Annotated in this window: 19 protein-coding genes, 3 pseudogenes and 1 riboswitch; of the genes and pseudogenes, 13 read left to right on the top strand and 9 right to left on the bottom strand. The window is 71.3% G+C overall.

Translation table 11 applies throughout. From position 1 onward, the window contains the following. Window positions 1-13: 13 nt before the first annotated feature. The 5 genes from sbnB (at window position 14) to ACH4FX_RS35850 (ending at window position 6,798) form a co-directional block, all read left to right on the top strand. Complete coding sequence (sbnB, locus tag ACH4FX_RS35830; RefSeq protein WP_398485647.1) at window positions 14-1,015, top strand: 2,3-diaminopropionate biosynthesis protein SbnB; 1,002 nt, start codon at window positions 14-16, stop codon at window positions 1,013-1,015. Continuing rightward, on the top strand, window positions 1,009-2,886 hold the full coding sequence (locus ACH4FX_RS35835) for an FAD/NAD(P)-binding protein (protein ID WP_398485648.1): 1,878 nt from the start codon (window positions 1,009-1,011) through the stop codon (window positions 2,884-2,886). The genes sbnB and ACH4FX_RS35835 overlap by 7 nt, the downstream gene beginning before the upstream one ends. Further along, window positions 2,886-4,100 carry a trans-sulfuration enzyme family protein gene (locus tag ACH4FX_RS35840; RefSeq protein ID WP_398485649.1) on the top strand — a complete coding sequence of 405 codons (1,215 nt, stop codon included), beginning with the start codon at window positions 2,886-2,888 and terminating at the stop codon, window positions 4,098-4,100. The genes ACH4FX_RS35835 and ACH4FX_RS35840 overlap by 1 nt, the downstream gene beginning before the upstream one ends. Continuing rightward, complete coding sequence (locus ACH4FX_RS35845) at window positions 4,097-5,407, top strand: benzoate/H(+) symporter BenE family transporter (protein ID WP_398485650.1); 1,311 nt, start codon at window positions 4,097-4,099, stop codon at window positions 5,405-5,407. Before ACH4FX_RS35840 ends, ACH4FX_RS35845 begins: the two co-directional genes overlap by 4 nt. Window positions 5,408-5,589: 182 nt before the next feature. Then, window positions 5,590-6,798 carry a M20 family metallopeptidase gene (locus ACH4FX_RS35850; RefSeq protein WP_398485651.1) on the top strand — a complete coding sequence of 403 codons (1,209 nt, stop codon included), beginning with the start codon at window positions 5,590-5,592 and terminating at the stop codon, window positions 6,796-6,798. A gap of 96 nt (window positions 6,799-6,894) precedes the next feature. On the opposite strand, the gene ACH4FX_RS35855 is transcribed toward ACH4FX_RS35850, so the two are convergent. Beyond that, window positions 6,895-7,473, bottom strand: coding sequence for a TetR/AcrR family transcriptional regulator (locus ACH4FX_RS35855; protein WP_398485675.1), 579 nt, complete (start codon window positions 7,471-7,473; stop codon window positions 6,895-6,897). A gap of 102 nt (window positions 7,474-7,575) precedes the next feature. Between ACH4FX_RS35855 and ACH4FX_RS35860 the strand changes: the two genes are divergently transcribed. Further along, window positions 7,576-8,052, top strand: a complete 477-nt coding sequence (locus ACH4FX_RS35860; protein WP_398485652.1) for a nuclear transport factor 2 family protein — start codon at window positions 7,576-7,578, stop codon at window positions 8,050-8,052. 80 nt (window positions 8,053-8,132) lie between these two features. Continuing rightward, window positions 8,133-8,990 carry an NAD(P)H-binding protein gene (locus ACH4FX_RS35865; RefSeq protein WP_398485676.1) on the top strand — a complete coding sequence of 286 codons (858 nt, stop codon included), beginning with the start codon at window positions 8,133-8,135 and terminating at the stop codon, window positions 8,988-8,990. 80 nt (window positions 8,991-9,070) lie between these two features. Here the strand turns inward: ACH4FX_RS35865 and ACH4FX_RS35870 are convergent. Beyond that, a pseudogene (locus tag ACH4FX_RS35870) lies at window positions 9,071-9,200 on the bottom strand (IS5/IS1182 family transposase); the annotation flags it as partial. Window positions 9,201-9,778: 578 nt separating this feature from the next. Between ACH4FX_RS35870 and ACH4FX_RS35875 the strand changes: the two are divergent. Together ACH4FX_RS35875 and ACH4FX_RS35880 are read left to right on the top strand one after the other, a co-directional pair. Continuing rightward, on the top strand, window positions 9,779-11,254 hold the full coding sequence (locus ACH4FX_RS35875; protein ID WP_398485653.1) for a non-reducing end alpha-L-arabinofuranosidase family hydrolase: 1,476 nt from the start codon (window positions 9,779-9,781) through the stop codon (window positions 11,252-11,254). Between the two features lie 87 nt (window positions 11,255-11,341). Continuing rightward, a pseudogene (locus tag ACH4FX_RS35880) lies at window positions 11,342-11,995 on the top strand (glycoside hydrolase family 11 protein); the annotation flags it as partial. 111 nt (window positions 11,996-12,106) lie between these two features. Here ACH4FX_RS35880 and ACH4FX_RS35885 read toward each other — a convergent pair. The 3 genes and pseudogenes from ACH4FX_RS35885 to ACH4FX_RS35895 form a co-directional block, all read right to left on the bottom strand. Beyond that, a complete protein-coding gene (locus ACH4FX_RS35885) occupies window positions 12,107-13,441 on the bottom strand; it encodes a S1 family peptidase (protein WP_398485654.1) in 1,335 nt (444 codons plus the stop codon). Between the two features lie 224 nt (window positions 13,442-13,665). After that, window positions 13,666-14,165: pseudogene (locus ACH4FX_RS35890) on the bottom strand (alpha/beta hydrolase). Between the two features lie 156 nt (window positions 14,166-14,321). Next, window positions 14,322-14,750, bottom strand: a complete 429-nt coding sequence (locus ACH4FX_RS35895; RefSeq protein WP_398485655.1) for a nuclear transport factor 2 family protein — start codon at window positions 14,748-14,750, stop codon at window positions 14,322-14,324. 297 nt (window positions 14,751-15,047) lie between these two features. Between ACH4FX_RS35895 and ACH4FX_RS35900 the strand changes: the two genes are divergently transcribed. Further along, window positions 15,048-15,326: a DUF6355 family natural product biosynthesis protein gene (locus tag ACH4FX_RS35900; RefSeq protein WP_398485656.1), complete on the top strand. Its 279-nt coding sequence runs from the start codon at window positions 15,048-15,050 to the stop codon at window positions 15,324-15,326. A 68-nt stretch (window positions 15,327-15,394) separates the two neighbouring features. Here ACH4FX_RS35900 and ACH4FX_RS35905 read toward each other — a convergent pair whose 3' ends face one another. Both ACH4FX_RS35905 and ACH4FX_RS35910 read right to left on the bottom strand, forming a co-directional pair. Beyond that, on the bottom strand, window positions 15,395-16,051 hold the full coding sequence (locus ACH4FX_RS35905; protein ID WP_398485657.1) for a maleylpyruvate isomerase N-terminal domain-containing protein: 657 nt from the start codon (window positions 16,049-16,051) through the stop codon (window positions 15,395-15,397). A gap of 277 nt (window positions 16,052-16,328) precedes the next feature. Further along, window positions 16,329-17,459 carry a DUF5954 family protein gene (locus ACH4FX_RS35910; RefSeq protein WP_398485658.1) on the bottom strand — a complete coding sequence of 377 codons (1,131 nt, stop codon included), beginning with the start codon at window positions 17,457-17,459 and terminating at the stop codon, window positions 16,329-16,331. A gap of 398 nt (window positions 17,460-17,857) precedes the next feature. On the opposite strand from ACH4FX_RS35910, the gene ACH4FX_RS35915 reads away from it, so the two are divergent. The 3 genes from ACH4FX_RS35915 to ACH4FX_RS35925 all read left to right on the top strand — a co-directional run bounded on the left by ACH4FX_RS35915 (window position 17,858) and on the right by ACH4FX_RS35925 (window position 23,325). Next, a complete protein-coding gene (locus ACH4FX_RS35915) occupies window positions 17,858-19,465 on the top strand; it encodes a hypothetical protein (protein WP_398485659.1) in 1,608 nt (535 codons plus the stop codon). A gap of 166 nt (window positions 19,466-19,631) precedes the next feature. Then, window positions 19,632-19,857, top strand: a riboswitch (cobalamin riboswitch). Between the two features lie 190 nt (window positions 19,858-20,047). Beyond that, entirely contained in the window at window positions 20,048-22,366 is a 2,319-nt protein-coding gene (gene metE / locus ACH4FX_RS35920; protein ID WP_398485660.1) for a 5-methyltetrahydropteroyltriglutamate--homocysteine S-methyltransferase, read from the top strand. A gap of 251 nt (window positions 22,367-22,617) precedes the next feature. Further along, on the top strand, window positions 22,618-23,325 hold the full coding sequence (locus tag ACH4FX_RS35925; protein ID WP_398485661.1) for a lysophospholipid acyltransferase family protein: 708 nt from the start codon (window positions 22,618-22,620) through the stop codon (window positions 23,323-23,325). Between the two features lie 150 nt (window positions 23,326-23,475). Here the strand turns inward: ACH4FX_RS35925 and ACH4FX_RS35930 are convergent, their stop codons facing one another. Then, entirely contained in the window at window positions 23,476-24,801 is a 1,326-nt protein-coding gene (locus ACH4FX_RS35930; protein WP_398485662.1) for a peptidase, read from the bottom strand. A gap of 242 nt (window positions 24,802-25,043) precedes the next feature. Next, complete coding sequence (locus ACH4FX_RS35935) at window positions 25,044-26,651, bottom strand: alpha/beta hydrolase (protein WP_398485663.1); 1,608 nt, start codon at window positions 26,649-26,651, stop codon at window positions 25,044-25,046. Window positions 26,652-26,806 lie beyond the last annotated feature (155 nt).

The raw sequence follows: 26,806 nt of genomic DNA on the forward strand, positions 1-26,806 counted from the left end.
AGGGGAATTCGGCATGTTCACCTTCGACGTGGTGCCGGGCGACTCCGTACTGAAGATCCTGCAGAGCCGGCGCGGCGAGGTCCTGGACATCGTCGCCCGGACCTATCGCAGTCACGAGGCCGGTGAGACGGTGAACCCGGACAGCTATTTCCTGCGGTTCCCCGAGAAGCCGGACTCGCGCATCATCGCGCTGCCCGCCTTCCTGGGCGGGGACGTCCAGCTGGCCGGCATCAAATGGATATCCAGCTTTCCGCGCAACACCGGGAAAGGGGTGCCGCGCGCCTCGGCCGTGCTCGTCCTGAACGACTACGAGACCGGCTATCCGATCGCGTGCCTGGAGGCCGCGAACATCAGCGCCGCCCGGACCGCGGCCTCCGCCGCCGTGGCGGCGACCGCGCTGCGTCCGGACGGCTACGAGGGCAGCCGGGTCGCCGTCGTCGGCGGCGGCGTCATCGCCCGGAACATCTGCGACTACCTGCACGCCGCCGGCTGCGCACCGGACGCCTATGTCGTCCACGACCTGCACGCGCCGTCGGCCGAGGCGCTGGCCGGGCACATCCGCGACACCCAGCGGCGGCCCGCGACCGTCACCGGTGACCTGGGCACGGCACTGGAAGCGGAGACCGTGGTGTTCGCGACGACCGCGCTGGAGCCGTACGTGCACCGGCAGTTCGAAGCCGGGCAGGTGGTGCTGAACATCTCGCTGCGCGACCTGGCCCCCGACGTGATCCTGGGCGCGCAGAACGTCCTCGACGACGTCGAGCACTGCATGAAGGCCAACACCTCGCCCCACCTGGCCGAACAGCTCACCGGCAACCGCGACTTCGTGGCCGGGACGCTGGCCGGGGTGCTCAACCGGGAGGTCGAGTTGTCCGCGGACCGACCGGTGATCTTCTCGCCGTTCGGGCTCGGCGTCCTCGACCTGGCCGTGGGCGCCTTCGCCCTCCAGCAGGCGCGCGCCGACGGTACGGCGGTCGGCGTGCCCAACTTCTTCGGGGAGACGCGCCGGTGGTGAAGCACGAGCACACGAACCGTCCGCCCGTCCTCGCCGTCGTGGGCGTGGGTCCGCGCGGGCTGGGCGTCCTGGAACGCCTCGTCAGCCACTGCACGGAGCGGCCCTTCCCGGTCACCGTCCACCTCGTCGACCCACGGCCGCCCGGCCCCGGCTTCCACCTCGCCGACCAGCCCGACCACCTGCTGCTGAACACGGTCTGCGCGCAGGTCACCGCGTTCGCCGATCCGCGCATGGTGGACGGCCCGACCGCGACGACCGGCCCCGGCCTGTACGAGTGGTGCCGGTCGCGGGACCTGCGCCTGGCGGCCGACGGCTACACCGTACGGGAAGGCCGGGGCCGGGAGATCGAGCCGAACGACTACCTGCCGCGGCGGCTGCTGCACACCTACCTCACCTGGGCCACCGAACGGATCCGGGACGCGGCGCCCGCGTGCATGCGGCTGGTGTGGCACCGGTCCCCCGCGCTCGACATCCGGCCGGGCGCGGCGGAGCGGGAGACCGTCCTGCTCGCGGACGGCACGGCCATCGACGCGGACGCGGTCTTCGTCACCGTCGGGCACCACTCGCTGTACCACCCGGAACGCGCCATGGCGGAGCCGCGCCTGGTGTCCCGGCCCTATCCGCTGCCCGATGTGCTCGACGGCATCGCGCCCGGCGAGCGGGTGGCCGTCCTGGGTATGGGCCTCACCGCCATGGACGTCATCGCGTCGCTGACGCTGGGGCGCGGGGGCCGGCACGAGAAGACCGCGGACGGGTCCGGCGGCGGGCTCCGGTACGTGCCCAGCGGCCGGGAGCCGCTGATCGTCCTGACCAACCGTTCGGGCCTGCCGTCCCGCAGCCGCCCGCACCTGAACCCCGGCCGGCTGCGCTTCGTACCGCTCGCGCTCACCGTGGAAGAACTCGACGCGCGGCGCGCGACCCGGGACGGCGGCCGGCTGGACTTCGCCGCGGACGTCCTGCCGCTGGTCGAGGCCGAGATGGAACTCGCCTACTACCGGGCGGTACTCGGCGGGCAGCTGGCGGACTTCGCCGCGGCGGGCGCCGAGTTCGCGCGCCGCGCCGGGCGTTCGGGCTGGCGCGCGCTGCTCGACGAGTCCCGCGCGCGGTACGGGCCGTACCCGCTGCGGGACGTGCTCGGCGTGCGGGCGGCGGAGGGCCCGTGGGCCGGTGCGCAGGAGTACGCGCGGTGGTTCGCGGACCAGGTCGCGGAGGACCTCGTCGAAGCCCGTTCGGGACTGGGCCGCAGCCCCCTCAAGGAAGCCCTGGAGGTGCTGCGCGACCACCGGGACGTGCTGCGCGCGGCCGTCGATCCGCCGGGGCTCGACGACGTCTCGCTGGACCGGTTCTTCGGCGCGTTCACCTCCACCGTCAACCGGCTGGTGATCGGGCCCCAGCTGGACCGCTCCGCCGAGCTGCTCTCGCTGCTCGACGCGGGCGTCCTGCGGCTGGGCCCCGGACCGCGGCCCAAGGTCCTCGCGCCGAGCGGCAACGCCGCGTCCTGGCGGCTGGAGTCCACCTGCCTGGAACGGCCGGAGACCGTCGAAGTCGATCATGTGGTGGCGGCGCACGTCGCCGAACCGCCCGCCGACCAGCTGCCCGGTTCGCTGCTGGGCACGCTCGTCTCGTCCGGGCGGGTCGCCACCCTCGCCCGCCGCGGGGGCAGCGCCACCGGTCTGCACGTCACCCGGGACGGCCGTGGCATCGACTCTGCCGGAGCGGTGCAGCCGCGGCTGTACTTCCTCGGCCCGCACACCGAGGGCTCCAGCTACTACAACCACTACGTGCCGTCTCCCGGCGCCCCTTCGCGCGCGCTGCTGGACGCCGAACTCGCCCTGCGTACCGCACTCGACCAGCTGAATGAGAGGCTCTGATGAACGTCCGTGACACCTTCACGCCCTGGCGGCAGCAGTACCGCCCGGCGACCCGCGCCGCCCAGGGCGACGGCTGGCGCTCGCCGGCCACCGGGTCCATCCCGGCGCCCATCGAGCTGGGGGCGACGTTCGCGCGCGACGAGCAGTACCGTTCGCCCGCCGGACTGGCCTACCTGCGCGACCAGGGCGCGTCCGGCTACGTACAGGTCGAGCAGGTCGTGGCCGGGCTCGAAGGCGGCCGGGACGCGCTGGTCTTCTCCTCCGGCATGGCCGCCGCGACCGCGGTGTTCCAGGTGCTGCCCGCCGGCGCGCGGGTCGTGGTGCCGCAGACCATGTACTTCGGGCTCACCAAGTGGCTCGCCGAGTTCGGCGGGCCGCGCGGCCTCGACGTCGTCCGCGTACCGATGGACGACCTCGACGCGGTGGCCGCGGCGGTGGCGGCGGCACCGACCGCGCTGCTGTGGGCGGAGTCCCCGGCGAACCCGACCTGGCTGGTGACCGACCTCGCGGCCTGCGCCGACATCGCGCACCGCGCCGGGGCGCTGTTTGCCGTGGACAACACCGTGCCGACGCCGGTGCACACCCGGCCCTTCGAGCTCGGCGCCGACCTGATCATGCACTCGGGCACCAAGTACCTCAACGGCCACACGGATGTGGTGGCCGGCTTCCTCGTCGCCGCGCCCCGGCCGGACGGCGCGGCGGACGAGGCCCGGGAAGCCCTGTGGGAGCGGCTGCGGCTGCACCGCAGGCTCACCGGCCCGATCCTCGGCCCGCTGGAGACGTACCTGCTGATGCGCGGCATCCGTACGCTCTTCCCGCGTATGCGGCAGATATCGGCCACGGCGCAGGCGCTGGCCGAGCACTTCGCCGACCACCCGCACGTCAGCCGGGTCGCGTACCCGGGGCTGCCCACCGATCCCGGCCACGCGATCGCGTCCCGGCAGATGCGCGGCGGCTTCAGTGGCATGCTGTCCCTGCACGTCAACGGAGACTGGCAGCGTTCCCTGCGTACGGCAGAGAACTGCGAACTCTTCATCCGCGCCACGTCCTTGGGCGGGGTGGAGAGCCTGGTGGAACACCGCTACACCTTCGAGGGACCGGGCAGCACCTCCCCGAAGGACATGATCCGCCTGTCCATCGGCCTCGAAGACGCGGCCGACCTCGTGGCCGACCTGGAACAGGCACTGGAACGCGCCGCAAAGGAAGAGCGTTGAGTTCGGACACCACAAGCTCGGACACCACAAGCACCACCCCGCCGTCCGGCGCCCCCCACCCTGGGACGCCGGACGGCACCGCCGCCGCGGGCCCACCGCCGGCCGGCCCACCGGCGGCCCGGCCGCGGCTGTTCCGCGACGCCTCGCTGTCGGCCGTGCTGGCCGGATTCGTGGCCGTGGTGGTGTCCTACTCAGGGCCGCTGGTCATCGTGCTCGCGGCCGCCAACGCAGGCCATCTGGACCGCGCCCAGACCAGTTCCTGGGTGTGGGCCATCTCCATCGGCAGCGGTATCACCTGCATCGCGCTCAGCCTGCGCACCCGCATGCCGGTCATCACCGCCTTCTCGACACCGGGCGCGGCGCTCCTCGTCACCAGCCTGGGCGCGTATTCGTACGCGGAGGCCATCGGCGCCTTCCTCGTCACGGGGGCGGTGATCACGCTCGTCGGGCTGACGGGCGTGTTCGGGCGGCTGATGCGGCAGGTGCCGACGGCGGTGGTGTCGGCGATGCTCGCGGGCATCCTGTTCTCCTTCGGCACCGGGGTGTTCACGTCGCTGAAGACCGCGCCGTGGATCGCCGGCGCGGTCCTGGTGGCGTATCTGCTGGGCAAGCGCTGGATCGCGCGGTACGCGGTGCTGCTGGCGCTGGCCGCCGGCGTGCTGTCCAGCGCGGTGACCGCACGGCTGGACATCCACATCGACCACGTCGAGCTGGCCAAGCCGGTGTTCACCACCCCGGCGTTCTCGGCGGGCTCGCTCATCGGCATCGCCGTACCGATGATCCTGGCCACCCTGGCGTCGCAGAACGCGCCCGGCATGGCGGTGCTCAGCGCGTCCGGCTACCGGCCCAAGGACCGGCTGCTGATCGGCTCGACCGGCCTGGCGTCCACGGCGCTGGCGCCGTTCGGCTCGCACGCGATCAACCTCGCCGCGATCACCGCGGCGATCTGCACCGGCCCCGAATCGCACCGCGACCCGAACCGCCGGTACGTGGCCGGTGTGTCCTGCGGCTTCTTCTACCTTCTGATCGGCGCCTTCGGCTCGACCCTCGTGGTGCTGTTCGCGGGGCTGCCCAAGGAGCTGGTGGCCGCCGTGGCCGGTGTCGCGCTGTTCGGCGCGCTGGCCGGGGGACTGACCGGCGCGGTCAAGGAGGAGAAGGACCGCGAGGCCGCGCTGATCACGTTCCTCGCCACCGCTTCCGGCGTCACCATCGCGGGCATCGGCTCGGCCTTCTGGGGACTGGTCTTCGGTGTCGCGGCGCACTTCGTCCTGACGCGGTTGCGGGGGCGGGGGGCTGCGGCGGCTTGACGTGTGGGGGCGTGGGGCGGGGCGTGGGGCGCACGGGGGTGCGCAGGACGTACGGCCATACGGTGGTGCGCAGGGCGTGCGGACGTCCTGCGCACCACCTCCATGCATCCGCACACCCGGCTCCGGGCCTGGCCCCTGAGGCCCTCTGGCCGTAAAGGCGTCGCGATCTCATCATGGGTCCCATGGGAGACGACAGCGCCAGTACGCTCCTCGAAGACGCCCGGCGGCTCCTGCCGCGGATCACCGCCGTACGCCGCGAGATCCACCGCGCGCCGGAGCTGGGCACCACCCTGCCCCGCACCCAGCAGACCGTGCTGCGCGAACTGTCCGGCCTCCCGCTGTCCGTCGTCACGGGCGACCGGCTCACCTCCGTCATCGCCACGCTGACCGGTGCACGGCCCGGCCGGACGATCCTGCTCCGTGCCGACATGGACGCCCTGCCGCAGACCGAGGAGACCGGGCTCGACTTCGCCTCCGTCACGCCGGGCGTCATGCACGCCTGCGGGCACGACACGCACACCGCCATGCTGCTCGGTGCGGCCCGGCTGCTCGCCGCCCGCCGGGAGCGGCTGGCGGGGCGGGTGGTGTTCATGTTCCAGCCGGCCGAGGAGATCTGCGAGGGCGCGCAGCCCATGATCGAGGACGGGGTGCTGGAGACCCCGGACGGCCGGCTGGTGGACGCGGCGTTCGCCCTGCACATCACCACCCGGCACCCGTCGGGCACCGTTCACCTGCGGCCCGGCCCGCAGTCCGCCGCCGCGGACCTGTTCCTGATCACCGTCCGGGGCCGGGGCGCGCACGCCGCCGCACCGTACCGCGGCCTGGATCCGGTCCCGGTGGCCTGCGAGATCGTCCAGGCGCTGCAGACGATGGTGACCCGTACGGTCAACGTCTTCGAACCGGCGGTGCTCACCGCCACCCGGATCACCGCCGGTACGGCCTCCAACATCATCCCCGACACGGCGGAGATCGCCGGCACCTTCCGCACCCTGTCCGACGCCAGCCGCAAGACGGTCCGCGACGGCATCGTCCGGGTGGCCGACGGGGTGGCGGCGGCGCACGGCCTGACCGTCGACGTGGAGCTGCCGGACGTCACACCGGTGGTGTGCAACGACCCGGACTTCACCGGCCTGGTCACCCGCGCGGCGACCGTCCTGCTCGGCCCCGAGCGGGTCCGTCCGCTGCCCCACCCGATCATGGGCGCGGAGGACTTCGCGTTCGTGCTGCAACGCGTCCCCGGGGCCATGGCGTTCCTCGGCGCCTGCCCGCCGGGGCAGACCGCCGGTCAGGTGCCCGACAACCACTCCAGCCGGGTCGTGTACGACGAAGCGGCGCTGGCCGTCGGTGCCGCGGTGCACACGGCGGTGGCGATGGCCTGCCTTCAGGGGTAGCTCTCAGGTCGAGGGCCCGTTGCACGTAACCCGGCAGGCCCGCCGGACGAGCGCCCGGCACGCGTACCTTCGCTGTGCGATGGCCCGGCCGGACCGCTAGCGGCCCAGCACCTTGGCCACGTGGGCCGCGAGGTCCGCCCGCATCCGTTCGGCCGTCGCGCCTTCCGTGCCGGCCAGGTGCTCGACCAGGTCGGCGCGGGTGGCGGCCAGCAGGGCGTGCGCGGTGAAGCCGCTGTCGGCGTGGCCGGGGACGCGCTCCAGGGTCTGCCGCAGGGTGGAGTGCCACCATTCGTAGTGCTCGGCCTGGTACGGGCTGCCGCTGCCGGCCTCCTCCAGTGCCAGGGCGAGGTGCCGGTTGGCCAGCTTGAAGCCGAGGACGGCGTCGAGCAGGGCCGGTACGCGTTCGTGCGGCGGCGTGGCGGGACCGAGCGGGGCCGGGCCCTCCTCGACGGCCCGGCGCAGCGGTTCGATCCGCGCCTCGACGACGGCGCGGATCAGACCGGTGCGGTCGCCGAAGCGGCGGAAGAGCGTGCCCTTGCCGACCCCGGCCGCCGCCGCGACATCGTCCATGGACACGCCGCGGGGACTGTCGCTGCGCGCGAAAAGGTCGTCGGCGGCGGCCAGTACGGCCTCCCGGTTGCGTGCGGCGTCCACGCGCTCCTTCCGTGCGGGCACGGCCTGATTCTCGGTCACCACATCACCCTCTACAAAGCGGACCAGCGGTCCGATATATTCAAACGGACCGTTGGTCCGCATTCTAGTGGAAGGGGCCGCCCCATGCCCGAATCCATGCCTCCCGTGCACCGCCCCGCGTCCGACCGCTCCCCCGGCCCGTTGCCCCCGGCCGACCTGTTCCACCACCTCACCCGCCTGCTGCTGGACAAGGACATGGACGGCTGGGTGGCGCTGTGCGCCGACGACGTACAGGTCGAGTTCCCGTTCGCGCCGCCCGGCTACCCGCCGAAGCTCGTCGGCCGGGCGGCGGTGGCCGACTACCTGGGGGACTACACACAGCACATCGACCTCCGCGCCATCCCCCACCTGAAGGTCCACCTCACCGACGACCCGGACACCGTCATCGCCGAGATGCGGGCCACCGGGCGCATCGTGGCCACCGGCGACCCGTACGAACTCTCGTACGTCGTCGTCATGACCGCCCGGAACGGCCGTATCACCCGCTACCGCGACTACTGGAACCCGCTCGCCGTCCCGGCCACCCTGCGCGCGGCGAAGTCGTCGCCCACCGCACCGTGAGGAACACCGTGGAGGACCCCGTGACCACCCCCCTGGAGAACTCCGTGACCAGCCCCGTGAAGGCCCCCGTGGGGAACGCCATGTCGGCTTCCCGCGCAGGGGCCTCGCGCCCCACCGTCCTGGTCGTCGGCGCGTCCGGTACCACCGGCAGCCGGGTCGCGGACCAACTGGCCGCGCTGGGCTGCGAGGTCCGGGCCGCGAGCCGCCGGGCGGCTCCGCGGGACGGCGCCCGGCCGGTCCGATTCGACTGGTACGACCCGGCCACGCACGCCGAAGCCCTGGACGGCGCGGACGGCGTCTACCTCGTACCGCCCGTCGGGGACCGGGACCCGGCGGCCGTCATGCTGCCCTTCCTCGACCGGGCCCGCGCGGCCGGCGTTCGGCGCGTGGTGCTGCTCAGCTCGTCGGCCATCCCCCGGGGAGGCCCGGCCGTGGGCCGTGTGCACGACGCGCTCCCCGGACTGTTCGACGAGTGGGCCGTGCTGCGGCCGTCGTGGTTCATGCAGAACTTCACCGGCGAGCACCTCCATGCGCGGAGCATCCGCACGGAAGGCGTCATCGCCACCGCGACCGGCGACGGCCGCGTCGGATTCATCGACGCGGCCGACATCGCGGCGGTCGCCGCACGCGCCCTGACCGACCGGACCGCGCCCAACACCGACCTGGTGCTCACCGGCCCGGAGACGCTGGGCTACGACGCGGTCGCCGCCGTCATCACCCGGGTGACCGGCAGGCCCGTCATCCATCGTCGGCTCACCCATCAGCAGTTGTGCGACCACCTGGCCAATGACGTGCCCGCGGGCTTCGCCACCCTGCTGGCCGGCCTGGACCGTTCCATCGCCCAGGGAGCGGAGGACCGCACCACCGACACGGTCGAGCGCATGACGGGCCGGGCCCCGCGCAGCTTCCTGCGGTTCGCGGAGGAGGAGATGCGGTAGGCGGGCCCGGCAGAGCAGATCGGCAGGGGATGTCTCGGGGCCGTGTTTGGCCTTTTCGGGCCGTGTTCAGTGGGTGGGGTTCGGTCGGAGACGAGGCCGGCGATGGCTCGGTAGGTGTCGGGCAGGCGGTCGCGGCGGCATCAGCTGTTTCCAGCGTTTGTGGTCGGCCAGGGCATGCTCGACGGTGATGCGGTCGCTCACGTGGCCGTGGAACACCAGCCGGTACCGGGCGCCCGCGCCCGGTGCACGCTTCCTCAACCCACCCCGTGCCTGGAACCGCCCGCCCGCTACCACGCACCAACTCGTAAGGCGTCCGCGGGTAGCGGGACGCCGACGGTTTCTCCGGCAAAGGTCCGCGCATCTTGATGCTGATGCGCTTTCGCACCCTCGATTTCTCGCCCCTTCACGGTTCTGCCGAGCGGTCAGAAGGTGCCCGATACCCGATTCCCGATCCGTCGGCCCGGCTGTACGGCGCTTTCGTGTCCCCCCTCGGGGTGACCGGCAGCAGATGGCCTGCCGCTCGGCCGCCGACGGTCGAAAGGTTGCCGTGCTCTTCGAGCTTGGCGGAATTCGGCGGCAGACCGTCTGGCGGTGCTGTCGAATGCCTGCCGCCGATATCCCTCAACTCGGGAAAGGTCCGCTGTGCAGCCACGTCCGGAATCTCTTGCCGCGATGGCGAGCGTCCTTCTCCCGGTCCCGTACGGGGCGGCAGCATCACAACTCCAGGAGAACATATGGCTACAGGCCACAGAACACGCCGGCGTCCCTTGTGGCGCTGGAGACGAGGCATGGCCGGGATCGCGGTGACGGCGCTGCTCGCCGGATTGTGTGTCGCTCTGGCCGCGGCACCGGCATCGGCCGCCTCGGTGGACACCAGCGCCTGGTACGTCCTGGTCAACCGCAACAGCGGCAAGGCACTGGACGTCACCGACCGCGACACCGACAACGGAGTCGGGCTCCAGCAGTACAAGCGCAACGACGGGGCCTGGCAGCAGTGGCGTTTCGTCGACTCCGGCGACGGCTCCTACCGGTTGCGTTCCCGCTTCAGCGGCAAGGTCCTCGACGTATCCGCCCGGTCGACAGCCGACGGTGCCCGGATACAGCAGTGGGACGACACAAAGGCGACCAGCCAGCAGTTCAGCCTGGCGAGCTCCGCGGGCGGGTACCTGCGTCTGATCAACCGCAACAGCGGAAAGGCCGTCCAGGTCGCGGGCGCCTCCACGTCCGATGCGGCGGCCATCGACCAGTCGGCCGACCGGGGCGGAGCCGGCCAGCAGTGGCAGCTGGTGAAGGCCGGCACCATCTCGAACACCCTGCCGTCGTCTTTCTCCTGGGTGTCGACCGGTGCGCTGGCGGGACCACGGTCGGACGCGTCGCACCGGCTCGTGTCGATCAAGGATTTCTCGGTCATCCGGTACAAGGGGAAATACCACGTGTACGCCACCACGGCGAACACGTCCGGGAAGTGGAGCCTGGCGTACTTCAGCTTCGACAAGTGGGCGAACGCCGCCTCCGCAACCCAGCATTACCTGGATTCCTCGGCCATCGGCAACCGTTACGCGGCCGCGCCCCAAGTCTTCTACTTCGCCCCGCAGAGGCTCTGGTACATGGTCTACCAGACCGGCCCGCCCACCTACTCCACAACGACCGACCCCGCCAACCCCTCCTCCTGGTCGGCACCCAGGGCATTCATCGCCTCGGAACCCGACGTGGTGACGCAGAACAAGGGCAAGGGGCAATGGATCGACTTCTGGACCCTCTGCGACACCGCGAACTGCTACCTGTTCTTCAGTGACGACAACGGGCACCTCTACCGAGCCCGGACCACGCTCGCGAACTTCCCCAACGGATTCGGCGACACCACCATCGTGCTGTCCGACTCCCGGCCCAAGCTCTTCGAGGCGTCGAACATCTACAAGGTGTCCGGCACCGACCAGTACCTGTTGCTGGTCGAGGCGATGGGAGCGGGCGGCCGATATTTCCGCTCCTGGACGTCCACCAGCCTGACCGGGGCCTGGGCCCCGTCGGCGTCCGCCGAAAACGCCCCGTTCGCAGGCCGGGCCAACGTCTCCTTCAACGGCCCCGCCTGGACCAACGACATCAGCCACGGCGAGCTGGTCCGCTCGGGCAACGACCAGAACCTGACCATCGACCCCTGCCACCTGCAGTACGTCTACCAGGGACGTGACCCGCGTTCCGACAGCGAGTACTCGCAGCTGCCCTATCGCATGGGGCTGCTCACCCAGACCAATTCCACCTGCTGACCCGGACCCGTCCCGCGGCCTTACCGAAGAGGAGGAAACCCGGACGTGAACACAGAAACTCGCTCCCGAAAACGTGAAAGCCACCGTATCGGCCGATTGACCAGAGGCGCCTGTGTGCTGGCGCTTGCGGCCCTGGTAGCCCTGTTGTCGCCCGGCACTGCCGGTGCCGGTCCAGTCATCACGGCGAACAAGACCGGAATCCACGACGGCTACTACTACTCGTTCTGGACCGACAGCCCCTCGACGGTGTCCATGGACCTGGCGTCCGGCGGCAGTTTCAGCACCTCGTGGCGCAACACCGGTAACTTCGTCGCCGGCAAGGGGTGGGAGACCGGTGGAAGGAAGAGCGTCACCTATTCCGGCAGTTTCCGTCCTTCCGGCAACGCCTACCTGGCGCTCTACGGGTGGAGCACCAATCCCCTCATCGAGTACTACATCGTCGACAACTGGGGCACCTATCGGCCCACCGGCGCCTATCAGGGCACGGTGTCCAGCGACGGCGGCACCTACGACATCTACCGGACGACCCGCGTCGACGCCCCCTCCATCGAGGGAAGGAAGACGTTCGACCAGTTCTGGAGCGTCCGGCGGTCGAAGCGTACGGGCGGCACCATCACCACCGGCAATCACTTCGACGCCTGGGCGCGCCACGGGATGCGCCTCGGTACCTTCCGCTACATGATCATGGCGACGGAGGGCTACCGCAGCAGCGGAAGTTCGAACATCACCTTGAGCGCATCCCCTCACACGACACGGCCGTAACCGAGTGGCGCGCGGAACCCACCGTGGTTGCGCGCGCCACACATGCCCCCACGGCCGTTGGCCGGCACCGGTCCCCGAGCGCCCGCCCGACTACGCTCCTCCTCCTTCGGTGTCGGCTGACGCTCCGATTTCGGCGCCCGTCGCCTCCAAGGCCTTGGTCACCGGCTGGAAGAAGGTCTCGCCGCCCTGTGTGCAGTCGCCGCTGCCGCCGGAGGTCAGTCCCACGGCGGCGTCCCCGGAGAACATCGCCCCGCCGCTGTCGCCGGGCTCCGCGCACACGTCCGTCTGTATCAGCCCGTTGACGATGTCGCCGTTGCCGTAATTCACCGTGGCGTTCAAGCCGGTGACGGTCCCGTCCGACAGCCCGGTCGTACTGCCGGACCGCTGCACCCGCATCCCCACGGCCGCCTCCGCGGCACGCGATATCGGTTGGGTGCTGCCGTTCTGGAGATCGACCTCGCTCTCCGGCCGGGCGCTCGGGTCGTCGTACTTCACCAGGGCGAAGTCGCTTTCCGGGAACTGCGCGTCGGCCACCGTCCCCAGCCGCTGCGCCCCCGCCTGATCGGCCGACCAGGTCGCGGAGCTCTTGCCGCAGTGCCCCGCCGTCAGGAACGCCGGCGCTCCCTGAACGGTGACGTTGAAACCCAGCGAACACCGGGCGTTGCCCCCGAATATGGCGCTGCCTCCTACGGGCAACGCAGCGCCCGCACCCCCACCGTCGCCTCCCTCACCAGCACCGCCATTTTCCTCGGCCCCGCCATCGCTCCCTCCGTTGCCACCGTCATCTCCTCCGGACCCGCCGCCGCTCCCGTTACCACCGCCGGCTACGCCTCCGGAACCGCCACCGGTCGCTGCGGCACCACCGTCGCTTCCCATGTCCCCGCCGCCACCGCCGTCGTAGCGCCGGAACTCACCCGACGACCGCTTCACAGTCGCCACACCGCCGCCCAGCTTCTCCACGGCTCTGGTGAGGGTGGCCAGCTTCTCGCCGGTGACCGTGCGGTCGGCGATGACCGAGACGCGGTTCGTACGCGGGTCGATGGACCACGCGGTACCGGGTATGGCCGCGGTGTCGCTCAACGTCCGAGTCGCCGCCTGGAGTTCGTTCATGCTGTTCCGTACGACCCGCGCCACGGCCCCCTGCGCCTCGACCCGCCCCGCGTCCTCCGCCGACAGGACGTTCATGACGAGCCGCCCCTTCCCGGCGTCCACGTACCAGCCCGCCGTCCGGTCGGCGCCGAGGTCCGCCTTCAGGGACGACGCGACCCGCGCGGCCGTCTCGGAGGAGAAGGTGCGCAGCGACGGGGGCCGTTCGGCGCTCGCGTTGGCCTGCGGCAGCACGATCGCCGCCGCCAGGAGGGCGACCGCCGCGCCACCGACGAGAACGCCGGTCCGCTTGTTGACATGTCGATGACTCGTGCTCACGTATCGGTGGCTCACTTCACTGACCTCCAGCTGGGCCACAGGGCGAGTGCTCAGGAGTCAGCGCATGGTGCCGCGGTCACTCCCGTGCACGGTGGGCACCCAGTTCTACGAAGGACGCAGCGAGCCGACTCAGCACTCCTCGCAACGCGATGAATTCCGCCCCACCGGCACCCCGCCCCCTTACACTGCCCCGCGCCCCGAGTCGGCCGTCTCCGCAAGCCCCGTCACGTCTCCCCCTCGACCAGCGCTCCCCCGGCGGCATCGAGGAGTATGCGTGGCGGCCCGCCCGGCTCCGAAAACATCGGCCAGTGCCCCGTTTCCAGCTCCACGAGCTGCCACTCCTCCCCGGTTTCCAAGAGCTCGGCCACGTCCGGGCTCGGCTCGGGTCCGTCCAGCAGGCACTTGATGTACGTCGCCGGGAGCTCAGCGAGCGGGCGGGCCAGCTCGGCGGGCTCGGTGAGGGTGGCACCCGGGTGCGGCGTCGAGCGGCTCACGAACCACTCCACCTGCTCGTCCGCAAGCCCTTGACCGGCGCACTCGGCTGCGGCCGGCGGCGCCCAGCAGCCCCCGTGCCCGGCTATCGACGCCTCCACCATGGCTCGTCCGTCCGGCCAGCCGGAGACGGCGGACACGCGCCGTGGCCCGCCGCGCGCAGGAGTGGGACCACCTCGTCCCATGCCCACGCCCCGGGCCACGCGCCCGCGACAAGTACGAAGTTCACCATGTCCGCACCGTAGCCGAGGGGTCTGACAATCCCGCGGCCACACGGACCACCTCGGCCATGGCCTGGGCCGATGCCTGCACGCCCCGCCCTCCCCTGCCCGCGGGCCACCGCACCACCGCGGATGAGATCGCCGGGCGCCCAACGGCGGCCCGCACGTCACAAGTTGTCGCCCCACCCGCTCTGGATCATGGTCTGGAAAGCCCATTTCCCGTCCCGGCGGACCAAGATGTCGGCGTACCGGAGCTGCTGGGTCCTGCCCTCCTGCGTCATGGCCGAGTCGGTGAACACCACGGCCATCGAGGGCGAGAGGAACACGGGTGTCCGGGTGGATGCGAAGGTGATGTCCTCGCTTCCCTCGCCCATCACCTGCGTCATCGTCGCGACGAACTGTTCGCGGGTCCACTGCGCCGAGCGGCCGTTGCCGGCCGAATCGTCGCTCACGAGGTTCAGCGGGAACACCGTCATGTCCGCCATCCGCTCGACGTTCCGCTTCGCGCTCTGCGCGTCGTACTCCGCGAACCAGGCTTCCAGGCTCGTACGGTCCTCGTCGGTCGGCACGTACCCGGTGTCAGGCAGAAAGGTCACGCGAACTTCCCCTCAGGAGCTCCGGCTGCGCCCCCACAGATGGGACTGCGCAACGAGAAAGTACGTTTCACGGACCTTCTAGTCAAGTTTGATTAGAAGGTTGGTCTTCCGACGGAGTCGCGCGCACGGATCCGCTCCGCCGGTCCCAGCACTCGATCCGGTGGTTTCCGGTTCTCGTACGGGTGAGACGGGCTGACGGAGGCGGGGGGACGCGGTGAGGCTCTGCACGTGCCGAGGTGCCCGTCGCTCGGCAACCGGAAGGTCGACACGTCCACCACTCGACAAGGAGTCATGCTCATGAGCCTTCGCCGTACTCTGTCGGCGGCCTTCGGCGCCGCGGCCCTCACCCTCGGCATGTCCGTCGCGGCCACCCCCAGCGCGGCTGCCACTCCCTGCGGGTTCTACGAGACTTCGCGGGACGCGTTCTACAACCACTGCACGAACGACGGCTCCCGGGTGGTCATCGAAGTGGAGGTGTTCGGGCCCAACTACGAGCGGTGTGTGGGGCCTGGCGTGTCATGGCTGGGCTCCGCCGGCAAGATCGACGGTGCGCGTTACGTGGGACGCACCTGCTGACACCTCCATGGCTCGGTCCCGGGCGGCCCGCGCCCGGGTCCCCGCCGGTGGACCACCCGGTGAAACGGTCAGCCGACGATGAACGGGAGCCTGGCGGCCAGTTCGCCCAGTTCGGCCCGCTCCGCTTCGGTCGGATGGCGGCGTCCGGTGCCGATCAGGAGCGCGTCCTTGTCGGAGAACGACGACGGGAAAGCCGCGCCGGCGATCTTCTCCAGCATCTCCCGCGTCCGGGCGAGCCCGTCGGCGGGCGGTTCCGCCGCGTCCGGGAGGTGGGCGATCAGGTCGAGGTGGTGCAGCGTCCATTCCAGGACGTACGCGGAGAGGTAGTCGCCCGCGGTGAGCACCACGTCGCGGGTGCTGACCCGGATCGCGGGGTCCGCGAGTCCGGCGGCGCGGCCGGCGGCCGAGCCGAGGTCGTCGAGGTGGAACGTGAGCAGCGACGGATCCTCGTACGCGGCGGCCAGGCGGACGATCAGTGCGTCGAGCGGGTCATCGCCGGTCGGCGGTGTCCCGGTGACCTCCCAGTACGTCACCGCGTCCCGGGTCGGTTCCGATGCGGTGGGGGTGACGAGGGTGATCAGGACGTCCTGGGCGTCGATGATCAGATGGCACACCAGGTCCCGCACCAGCCAGCCGTCGCAGCCGGACGGTCGGGCGAAGTCCTCGTCCGAGAGCTCGGCGACCGCGGTGCGCAGCGCCGTCCATGAGCGTGAGAAGAGATCCACGGCCGCAAGCTAGCAGCGGCCGACTCCCGTCGCGACCGGATTTCTCCCGCCCGCGCCCCGCCTGCTCGCCCCCATCCGCCCGCGAGCATGGGGGCCGGGCTGGCGGGCGGGCAGGCAGGCTTCCTGGCTGGCTGGCTGGCGAATGCTGGCAGCCACAGTTGCCGTGGCCCGGACTGTGATCGCCGTACCCAGGTGCCTGTATGCACGGCTGCACACAACCGCTGCGGTGGTGCCCCGGCCGCCCGAGGCGGAGCACCACAGCGCGCGGACGACCGGGTCAGCTGCGCTTCTTGTTCATCCTGCGCTCCTTGGCCGCCGCGCGGCGTACTTCCTCCTGCTCCCACAATTCCTTGAACTCGCGCGCCCGCTCGTCCAGCTCGATCGGCTCGTCCTCGTCGTCCTCCTTCCACAGCCCCTGATCCTTCAGCTGCTGTGTGTGGACCTCCACGGGAGGCTGCGGATCGAAGTCACTGGGGCGCGGTCCTTCCGGGCCACCGGGGCCGACCCGGACCAGCCGTTCGACCCGTGTGATGCGGAACCGGCGCCCGTCGACGCTCAGGCCGTTGCTGCGCTTCTCGTCCAGCACGTCGGCCGCTCGCGCGTACTCCGCGCGCTTCTCGTCCGACAGCCTCAGGTTGAACGGCGCCATCACCCGGAGCCACGCCGCCAGTCCGTCCCGGGCCCCCTGCGGCGTACTGTCCGACGCCCCCGGATTCTGCGCTCGCCACTGCCCGTCCACCCGCTCCGACGTCATGAACACCGCGGGCAGCAGCACACCGCCCGGGTATTTCTCAGCAGCACGCACCGCGTCGGCGTGCACCTCTGCCGGTGTATTGGGCGACACCCCGATGAACTGCACGAGATCCAGTTTCAGCAGGCCGTCCGACAGACCGGTGCTGACATACGGGTCGACGACGAACCCCTTGGTCCGGGACGGCACGCGCAGGGCCTCGCCGACCTCCGCCGGGTCGGGGTCGGAGGGGCGGGGCGGTTCAGGCCCGCTACGGCCCATGCGGATGAACTTCGCGGCGCGTACGATGCGGAACCGCTCTCCACGGACCCGGACCTCGTCGACGACCTCCCGGTCCATGCGCAGCGCCGCCGCCATCCACTCCTTCTGCGCCTCCGCGTCACCGGCCTCCCCGGCCTCTTTGGCGCACAGGCGGAAGTGCGACCCGAGGGAGTCCCTGGCCCCCTGCGGTTCCGAGGCGCCGTACTCGAACAGCTCCCACCCGCCGGCGTCGCGCTCCTTCGCGTAGAAGAACTCCGCCAGCCCCACCCCCAGCAGTTCCGGGTATCGCTCCCGCGCCTGCCACGCCTCCTGGTCCGCGAAGGCGGCGATGGGGCCCGGTTGCGGGGCCACCCGGAAGGTGAGGTAGCCGGGCACCCTGTCCTCGTAACCGTTCATGCACCGAATGTGCCGGACCCCGCTGCGGCTCCGCCGGGAAACCGGAGAATCAACCCGGTCGCGCGCGGTGGGCGTGCACGTGTGTGATAGGAGCACAAAGAGGTTCGGGGCGATGGGTGGGCCGGTCGCGCCCGTACCCCACCGCGCTGCCCGCCGTGCCAAAGAGGGGGCGCTCGGGCCGAATTCGCCCCGGCACAGCCGTCATGGCATGATCACCCAGCTCCCTCCCCGTACGTCGAACCTCCCGCACGTCAAACCTCCCGCACCTCTGCACACCCCTCCCGCACTGCTCTGCACCCCTGTGCACTCCTTCGCAACCGTCCGATTGTTGTGAGGCGCCGTTTCCGGAGGCGACTTCGGCGCGGTGTGCCCCACCCCCACCTTCTCCAGGGTCAATCTTGCGCACGATCACCAAGCAGGCACTCATACCTGCCCTGACCGTCATCTCCCTGCTGACCGCCGGATGTTCGGCAGCCGGTGGCTCCGGCACCGGCGCCGCCGCGTCCACCGATCCCGGTACCGGAGCGACCGCAGCCCCGGCCGCCGAGGGCAACGACGCCGCCGGTACCTCCGTCGGCAAGGGTGGCGGCGGGCAGCGGCTGACCGTCGGTGCGGCCCCCGCGTCGTCCGGCTCCGCCGGTGCGGCCGCCGTGGCGCGCCCGTCCGGCGATGGACGCCCGCAGTACAAGTCCGCGCTGCGGGTCGCCTCGTACGACCGCCGCAGCGGACGCGCGGTCGTCGCCGGTCCGGTCAAGCACCGCCCGGCCCCTTCCGCCTCGGCGTCCACCTCAGCATCCCCCTCCGCCTCCGCATCCCCCGCCCCGAAGAACTCGGCCGTGGAGGTCGGTGACGTCATCGCGAGCGCACCCGCCCCCGGCGCCCCCAGCGGCGTACTCGCCAAGGTCACCGCGGTGCGGGGCACGACGCGGGCGGGGACCGAGGTCAACACCGCCCCGACCACGCTCGACGCGCTGCTGGGCAAGGGCAAGGCCAACGGGAAGGTGGCCGTCGCCCCGTCAGCCGTCTCGGTCGAGCCGCTGGTCAAGGGCGTGCAGGTGTCCTGGGCGCAGAAGGGCGAGCGTCGCTTCGGGCCCCATGGCGCCACGCTGCCGCTGGGCAGCCTGCGCCTCGATGTCGGCGCGTCGGTGGCCACCGCCGAGGACGCCCCGGCGAGCGCCGCGGCCTCGGTCGCCGGGTTCGTGGAGCTCTCCCCCAAGGTGGAGTTCGCTTACGACGGCAGCCGCCCGGGGAACACGCCCGCTCCCACCGCCGCGGCCCGCACGGCGCCCGGCGGCGCGTTCATCGGGCTGTCCGGTGACTGGTCCTCCCAGTGGCGCTTCAAGGGCCGGGCCGCCGCCTCGGCCGGGAACGGCAAGCCGCTGCGGACGCCGTTCGCCAAGCTGCACGCCGATCCGGTCATCCAGGTGGGCCCGGTCCCGGTCGTCGTGAACCTGGACCTCACATGCTACCTGGCGGTCGAGGCGGACGGCCGGGTCAGCGTCGACATCAAGCAGGACGTCAAGGGCGACTTCCGGGTGGGCGGCGGCTACACCTGGGCCGAGGGGTGGCGGCCCGTCAGCGAGTCCGGCCTGCACGCGACGCCGGTCCAGGCCGCCGTGACGGCGGAGGGCCGGGCGAAGGCCACGCTCGGCGCGGAGGCGAGCGTCGGTCTGTACGGCGCGGTCGGGGTGAGCGCCGATGTCGCCCCGTACCTGCGCGGCGAGGCCAGTGCCGTGGCCACCGGTTCGTTCGGCGGGAACGGCGGGACCGGCGGGAAAGGCAGGAACGGCGCGGACAGCGCGAAGAGCGGAAACGGTACGAAGGCGACCGCCACGGCCGACTGGAAAGCCTTCGGCGGGCTGGATCTGACGGGCGCGCTCCAGACCCAGCTGACGGTCTTCGGCACCCCGCTCTTCCAGAAGCGCATCCCGCTGGGCACCCTGCACCGGGAATGGCAGCTCGCGTCCGGTCACTTCTCCACCGCGCCGAAGCCGCGCACCGGCTGACCTCTCGGGCGCTCCCTGCCCCAGCGCAGGACGTCACGGATCACGGCCCACCCCAGGGGCGGTTCGGCTGTTCCGGCCGGGCCGCCCCTGACGCTGTGGTGCCCCTGCGTCGTATTTCACGTACCGCTATGTGAACAGGGGTGTCGGGGCACGTGGTGATCGCTCTACTGTGTCGGGTGCAGCTGGTTCGCCCTGCCCGCCAGGCAGGCGCGTCGTAAGAGGGAACCCGGTGGGAATCCGGGACTGCCCCGCAGCGGTGAGCGGGAACGACCGCCGTCATACGCACTGGATCCGGGCCGGATCCGGGAAGCGACGGCCAGTAGGGGCCCGCCGGGAGAGCCCGGCAGGCGTGCCCGCGAGTCCGAAGACCTGCCCGTTGCCCGCGCGCGTCCATGCGTGCGCGGTGAGTTCCGGAGACCTTCGAGGGCGGGTTGGGAGCATCCCGGACGTGCGTCCGGGAGAGTACATGTCAGGCGGGCAGGGGTGTCATCGGACGCCGCACGGCTCGCCCGGCGCGTCGTCCCTTCGCGTTCTCGTCCGTCCCCGGGGCGTGCAGACCACGTATCCGCGAAGGAGAGATCCGTGACAGCGAAGCCCGCAGCCGCGGCAGCACGGGCCACCGTGTACGGCTACCCCCGCCAGGGCCGGCACCGGGAACTGAAGAAGGCCGTCGAGGGCTACTGGAAGGGCCGCGTCACCGCGGACGCCCTGCGGGAGACCGCGCGGGACCTGCGCCGTGCGAACTGGCGGCAGCTGGCCGACGCCGGCGTCCACGAGGTGCCGACCGGTGACTTCTCGTACTACGACCACGTCCTGGACACCAGCGTCATGGTCGGAGCCGTCCCGGACCGGCACCGCGCCGCCGTCGAGGCCGACGCACTGGACGGCTACTTCGCCATGGCGCGCGGCACGCAGGACGTGGCGCCGCTGGAGATGACGAAGTGGTTCGACACCAATTACCACTACCTGGTCCCGGAGCTGGGGCCCCACACGGTCTTCACCGCGGATTCCGCCAAGCAGGTCGGCGAGCTGGCGGAAGCGCTCGCGCTCGGCCACACGCCGCGCCCGGTGCTCGTCGGCCCGGTCACCTACCTCCTGCTGGCCAAGCCCGCCCCCGGTGTGGCCGCCGACTTCGACCCGCTGACCCTGCTCGACCGGCTCCTGCCCGTCTACGCGGAGGTCCTGGCCGACCTGCGCGCGGCCGGTGCGACGTGGGTCCAGCTGGACGAGCCCGCCCTGGTGCAGGACCGCACCCCGGCCGAACTCAACGCCGCCGAGCGGGCGTACCGCGACCTCGGCGCGCTCGCCGACCGCCCGAAGCTGCTGGTCGCCTCGTACTTCGACCAGCTCGGCGAGGCCCTGCCGGTGCTGGCCAAGGCTCCGGTCGACGGCTTGGCGCTGGACTTCGCCGAAGCCGCCGCCGGCAATCTGGACGCGCTCGCCGCCGTGGGCGGCCTGCCCGGCAAGCGCCTGGTCGCCGGTGTCGTCAACGGCCGCAACGTCTGGCTCAACGACTACGAGAAGTCCCTGGCCACCCTCGGTACGCTGCTGGGCCTGGCCGACCGGGTCGACGTGGCGGCCTCCTGCTCCCTGCTGCACGTGCCGCTCGACGCCGCCGCCGAGCGCGACATCGACCCGCAGGTGCTGCGCTGGCTCGCGTTCGCCAAGCAGAAGGCCGGCGAGATCGTCACGCTCGCCCGCGGCCTCGCGCAGGGCACCGACACGATCGCCGCCGAACTCGCCGCCAACCGCGCGGCCCTGGCGTCCCGTGCCGGCTCCGCGCTCACCCACGATCCCGCCGTACGCGCCCGCGCCGCCGCCGTCACCGGCGCCGACGCCCGCCGCTCGGCGCCGTACCCGGAGCGGGCCGTCGCCCAGCGGGCCCACCTGGGCCTGCCGCTGCTGCCGACCACCACCATCGGGTCCTTCCCGCAGACCACCGAACTGCGCGCCGCCCGGGCCGGTCTGCGGGCGGGACGCATCGGCACGGCCGCGTACGAGGAGCGGATCAAGGACGAGATCCGTGCGGTCCTCGCCTTCCAGGAGAAGGCGGGGATCGACGTCCTGGTGCACGGCGAGCCCGAACGCAACGACATGGTGCAGTACTTCGCCGAGCAGCTGACCGGCTACCTCGCCACCCAGCACGGCTGGGTCCAGTCGTATGGCACGCGCTACGTCCGGCCGCCGGTCCTCGCCGGTGACGTGGCGCGGCCCGAGCCGATGACGGTGCGGTGGACGCGGTACGCGCAGTCGCTCACCGACCGGCCGGTGAAGGGCATGCTGACCGGCCCGGTCACCATGCTCGCCTGGTCCTTCGTCCGCGACGACCAGCCGCTCGGCGACACCGCCCGCCAGGTGGCGCTGGCCCTGCGCGACGAGGTCGCCGACCTGGAGGCGGCGGGCACCTCGGTGATCCAGGTGGACGAGCCCGCGCTGCGCGAGACGCTGCCGCTGCGCGCCGCCGGCCGTGCCGCCTACCTCGCCTGGGCCACCGAGGCGTTCCGTCTCACCACCGGCGGGGTGCGGGACCGGACCCAGGTCCACACGCACATGTGCTACGCCGAGTTCGGCGACATCGTCCGGGCCATCGACGATCTCGACGCCGACGTCATCAGCCTGGAGGCGGCCCGTTCCCACATGCAGGTGGCGCGCGAACTGGCGCAGCACGGCTATCCGCGCGAGGCGGGGCCGGGGGTGTACGACATCCACTCGCCGCGCGTACCGAGCGCCGAGGAGGTGGCGAGCCTGCTGCGCAAGGGACTTGACGCCATCCCGGCCGAGCGCCTGTGGGTCAATCCGGACTGCGGTCTGAAGACCCGCGCCTGGCCCGAGACCCGTGCTTCGCTGGAGAACCTCGTCGCCGCCGCGCGGACCGTCCGTGCGGAGATTCCCCTGTCCTGAACCGGTGCGGCTGGGAGGGCGCCCGAACGCCCTCCCAGCCGTCGCTGCCGCCGCGGCATGCGCGACCGTCGCCGCGATGGTCCCGCCACGCGGCGCGGTCCGAGGGTGCGTACAGGGCCGCCGTGGGGGTTTTTCCCGCACGACGGGGCGCCCGAGCTCTCGCCCGCGTCTAGACTAGATCTCCTCTGCACCTCATCCGACCTGCGGAAACAGCGCCGTTGAGCCGGCTCCGGAGAGTGAGGGGAACCCCTGTGTTCTACCAGGTGCTCAAGTACGTGCTGCTGGGGCCGTTGCTGCGGCTGATCTTCCGGCCCCGGGTGGAAGGGCTGGAGCATGTGCCGTCGGACGGGGCGGCGATCATCGCGGGCAATCATCTGTCGTTCTCCGACCACTTCGTGATGCCGGTGATCGTGCCGCGCCGGGTCACGTTTCTGGCGAAGTCCGAGTACTTCACCGGGCCCGGCCTGCGCGGGCGGCTGACCGCGGCCTTCTTCCGGGGCATCGGGCAGATTCCGGTGGACCGGTCCGGCGGCAGGGCGGCGCAGGCCGCGTTGCGGTCCGGGCTGGCCGTGCTGCGCAAGGGGCGGGTGCTGGGGATCTATCCGGAGGGGACGCGGTCGCACGACGGGCGGCTCTACAAGGGCCGTACGGGGGTGGCGGCGTTGGCGATCAGGTCGCAGGTGCCGGTGGTGCCGTGCGCGATGATCGGTACGTTCGAGGCCCAGCCCACCGGGCGGCGGCTGCCGCGTGCCATGCGCATCACGATCCGGTTCGGCAAGCCGCTGGAGTTCGAGCGGTTCGCGGGTCTGGACGCGGAGCACGCCGCGCTGCGCGCCGTCACCGACGAAATCATGTACGCGATCCTGCGGCTCTCCGGGCAGGAATACGTGGACGTCTACGCGAACGAGGCCAAGGCGCGGCAGCAGTCGGAGCGTGGCCTGGTACGGCGCTTTCGGTGAGCGGTGGGCCAGGTGCGGATTCGGTGATCGGTGGGCCAGGCGCCCATTTGCGGCGAGGGAATCGCGGGTGCGGGCCTTGCCGTACGGCCGTGTGGCGCTGGGTGCGCCTGACGGCCGTACGGCGGCGCTGCCGCCCCCGGGCTCAGGGAATCACGTCTTCGGATTGAGCTTCAGACCGAAGTGGTTGAAGATGTCCGTCGCTTCGGTCCAGTACAGGTAACTGCCGGCATTGGTCTGGTACGGGCCCGCCAGTGCCGAGACGATACCGCGCGCCTGGCGTGCGGAGCCGTTCGCCGTGTAGACCATCGAGCCGCTGTCCCCGTGCGCGACCGTCCAGGGATTGCCGGGCAGCCGGGTTCCCTCGACGCCCCGGACCTTCCAGCCGGTGTCCAGGGTGTAGGTGATGTCGTCGCTGATGACCTTTATGCCGCAGACGGTTTCCTGCTTCATGAAGAAGGACGCGGCGCCGTTCTGGCAGACGAAGTCGCCGTTGTGCGAGTAGGCGACGCCGGTGACGGGCTTGTAGCCGGCCGTCTCGCTCACATCGGCGTTGTTATCGGTGCCGACGAGCTGTTCGGCGTCCCAGCCGGTGGCCACGCCGTTGACCGTACCGACGTAATTGCCGAGTTCCCCGTTCAGTCCGTCGTAGAACTTGCCGAAGGCCGGGGTGGTTCCCGATCCGGTGTATATCTTCGTGCCGTTGGCGAAACAGTGGGCGGCGGTCACCATGACGGGCTTGTTGTCGCTCTTGCGTACGGCCGGGAGCCCGGCCGAGCAGTACTGCGAGCCATCGGTCAGCACGTCGCCGGCGATGAACGGCGTGCCGTCCTTCCATCGCACATCGGCCCAGGTCCTGGCGGCCGGGGAGATGCGCTGCCCCTGCTTGAACACCACGGGGACGTCCGGGGCCGGCGCCAGGCTCCGCGCGCTGCTGTTCCGGCGCGCCGCGGCCGCCGTCTTGGACGCCAGGCCGGGCTTGTCCACCGCTACTTCCAGGGAAGAGGCGTCGGCCGCGACCGCCGCCGCGTGGATCTTGTACGGCAGTTCGCCGGCCTTTTCCTGGGCGAGCAGATGGTCACGGGCCTCGTGCAGTGCCCGCCGTGTGTGGCCGGCCTTCACCACGGTGATTCGGCCGGTGTCGATGCGGCGGTCGAGAGCCGACGCGGCTTTGATGAATTCCGCGGCCCGGGAGGTGTCGGTCAGATACACGTACACGGTTTCCCGCGGAGCGTCGATGCGCACGCCCGCGTAGATGTCCGCCTGGCTGCCCGCGCCGGCCCGGGCGGCCGCGTCCGCTATCGCGCGCAGGGGTGCGAGCAGCTTGTCCTGCTTCTCCGGGGCCATTGCCGCTATCTGGGCCTCGGTGTACCGCGCGTGCTGCGGCACCGGGGCGGCATGGGCACCGGGCGTCATGGCGGTGAGCAGTGCGATCCCTGCCGTGCCCAGCGTCAGAACGGTTTTCGTGGGTCTCTTCACTGGCCCCCCAGCTCGATGACGTGACCGACTCACCTCGTGCCCCGGCACCGTGCTGCGTCACGGCCGGGGCAGAAGGGGTCGCGTGGTGACAGCGGGAGCATATAGCAATAAAAGAACTTACGTTCGAGCATGTCCGGGGCTACGGCTCAGTCGCCAACGGGCCCCGCAAACCGGTCCAGTCACAGCTGGCGGCTTGCGGGGCCCGGGCCGTTGCGCCGGTCATGCCGCGGCGCGGCTACCCGTTATGCCTTGCTCGGCTGCGGCGTGGCGTGCGGGGCGCACGTCACGTCCTTGGAGTCGGTCCTGCCGGTCAGGAAGTAGGTGTCGACCCGGTCGTTGATGCAGGGGTTGACCAGGCTGGTGACACCGTGCGAACCGGCGTCCCGCTCGGTGATCAGGCGCGAGCCCTTGAAGCGCTTGTGCAGCTCGACGGCGCCCTCGTACGGGGTGGCCGCGTCGCGGGTGCTCTGCACGATCAGCACGTTGGGCAGGCCCTTGCCGGTCCTGACCTCGACGGGCGTGTGCTGCTTCGCCGGCCAGGTGGCGCAGGGCAGGTTCATCCAGGCGTTGGCCCAGGTCATGAACGGCGCCTTCTGGTGGATGCGGGTGTTGTCCCGGTCCCACTTGCGCCAGCTGGTGGGCCACTTGGCGTCGTTGCACTCGACGGCCGTGTAGACCGCGTTGCTGTTCTCGGAGGCGATGTTGCCCGCGGTGTCGTTCAGGTCTGGGCCCGCGTTCTGGATCAGCGGCTTCGCGTCACCCTGCACGTACGCGCTCCACACCTGGGCGGTCGAGGCCCACGCGGAGTCGTAGTAGGGCGCCTTCTGGAAGAAGTTGGTCAGCTCGGCCGGGCCGACGACGCCACCGATCGGGTTCTTCTTGGCGGTGGCGCGCAGCTGCTCCCACTCCGCCTCGACCTCGGCCTCGGTGGTGCCGAGGTGGTACGCGGCGTCGTGCTGGGCGACCCACTTCTTCCAGTCGCTCCAGCGCCTCTCGAAGGCGAGGTCCTGGTCCAGGTTGTTCTCGTACCAGACCTTGTCGCGCGACGGGTTGGTGACGGAGTCGACGAGCATCCGGCGGACGTGGTCCGGGAAGAGCGTCGCGTACACGGCGCCGAGGTAGGTGCCGTAGGAGACGCCGAGGTAGTTGAGCTTCTTCTCGCCGAGGGCGGCGCGGATGACGTCCAGGTCACGGGCGGTGTTCGGGGTCGTCATGTGGGGCAGCAGGGCGCCGCTGCGCTCCTTGCAGCCGAGCGCGTACTCCTTGGCCAGCTTGCGCTGGGCGCGCTTGTCGGCCTCGCTGTCCGGCACCGGGTCGGCCTTGGGGGCCTTGACGAACTCCTGCGGGTCGGCGCAGGAGATCGGGGCCGAGTGGCCGACGCCGCGCGGGTCGAACCCGACGAAGTCGTAGGCCTTGGCGGTCTTGGCCCACACGGCGTTCTTGCCGGTGACGCGGGTCGGGAACTTCATGCCCGAGCCGCCGGGGCCGCCGGGGTTGTAGACGAGGGAGCCCTGCCGCTCCTTCTTGCCGCCGGTGTTGCCGATACGGTCCACGGCGATCTTGATGGTGCGGCCGTCGGGCTTGGCGTAGTCGACCGGGACGGTCACATAGCCGCACTGGATGGGAGCCTTCAAGCCCCAGTCGGCGGGGCAGGTCTGCCAGTCGATGCCCGTCTCGGCGGCGCGGGCGGCGGCGATGCGCACACCGCGGTCCTCGGCCGTCCCGCGGTGGTGCTGCTGGCCCGCGCTGGCGGGCGTGGCGGCTATCGCTCCGGCTATGAGCGTGCCGGTCACCAGGGTGCCGGCAGCGCCGAGCGCTGCTGTTCTTCTCACGTGGGGGTCCCCCTGCATAACGCGCCGCGCGTGCGGCGATGATCACAGAGCTGCACGGGGGATCCTGTCTGCTGCCACCCCCCTCTGAACAGGGCTCCCGGTCATTTCTTTACCAAACCGCAGGATTCGTTCGGCGATCTGCGGCAGCGGCGGGCGCACCATGGCGTACGACT

It is taken from the genome of Streptomyces sp. NPDC018019 (genome assembly GCF_044327805.1).
Classification (GTDB): Bacteria; Actinomycetota; Actinomycetes; order Streptomycetales; family Streptomycetaceae; genus Streptomyces.

Bases quoted from the DNA above. Each gene is read 5' to 3' on its own strand.
- sbnB (WP_398485647.1), top strand. From the start codon at position 14: ATGTTCACCTTCGACGTGGTGCCGGGCGACTCCGTACTGAAGATCCTG.
- ACH4FX_RS35840 (WP_398485649.1), top strand. From the start codon at position 2,886: ATGAACGTCCGTGACACCTTCACGCCCTGGCGGCAGCAGTACCGCCCG.
- ACH4FX_RS35850 (WP_398485651.1), top strand. From the start codon at position 5,590: ATGGGAGACGACAGCGCCAGTACGCTCCTCGAAGACGCCCGGCGGCTC.
- ACH4FX_RS35860 (WP_398485652.1), top strand. From the start codon at position 7,576: ATGCCCGAATCCATGCCTCCCGTGCACCGCCCCGCGTCCGACCGCTCC.
- ACH4FX_RS35865 (WP_398485676.1), top strand. From the start codon at position 8,133: ATGTCGGCTTCCCGCGCAGGGGCCTCGCGCCCCACCGTCCTGGTCGTC.
- ACH4FX_RS35875 (WP_398485653.1), top strand. From the start codon at position 9,779: ATGGCCGGGATCGCGGTGACGGCGCTGCTCGCCGGATTGTGTGTCGCT.
- ACH4FX_RS35900 (WP_398485656.1), top strand. From the start codon at position 15,048: ATGAGCCTTCGCCGTACTCTGTCGGCGGCCTTCGGCGCCGCGGCCCTC.
- ACH4FX_RS35910 (WP_398485658.1), bottom strand. From the start codon at position 17,459: ATGAACGGTTACGAGGACAGGGTGCCCGGCTACCTCACCTTCCGGGTG.
- ACH4FX_RS35935 (WP_398485663.1), bottom strand. From the start codon at position 26,651: ATGCAGGGGGACCCCCACGTGAGAAGAACAGCAGCGCTCGGCGCTGCC.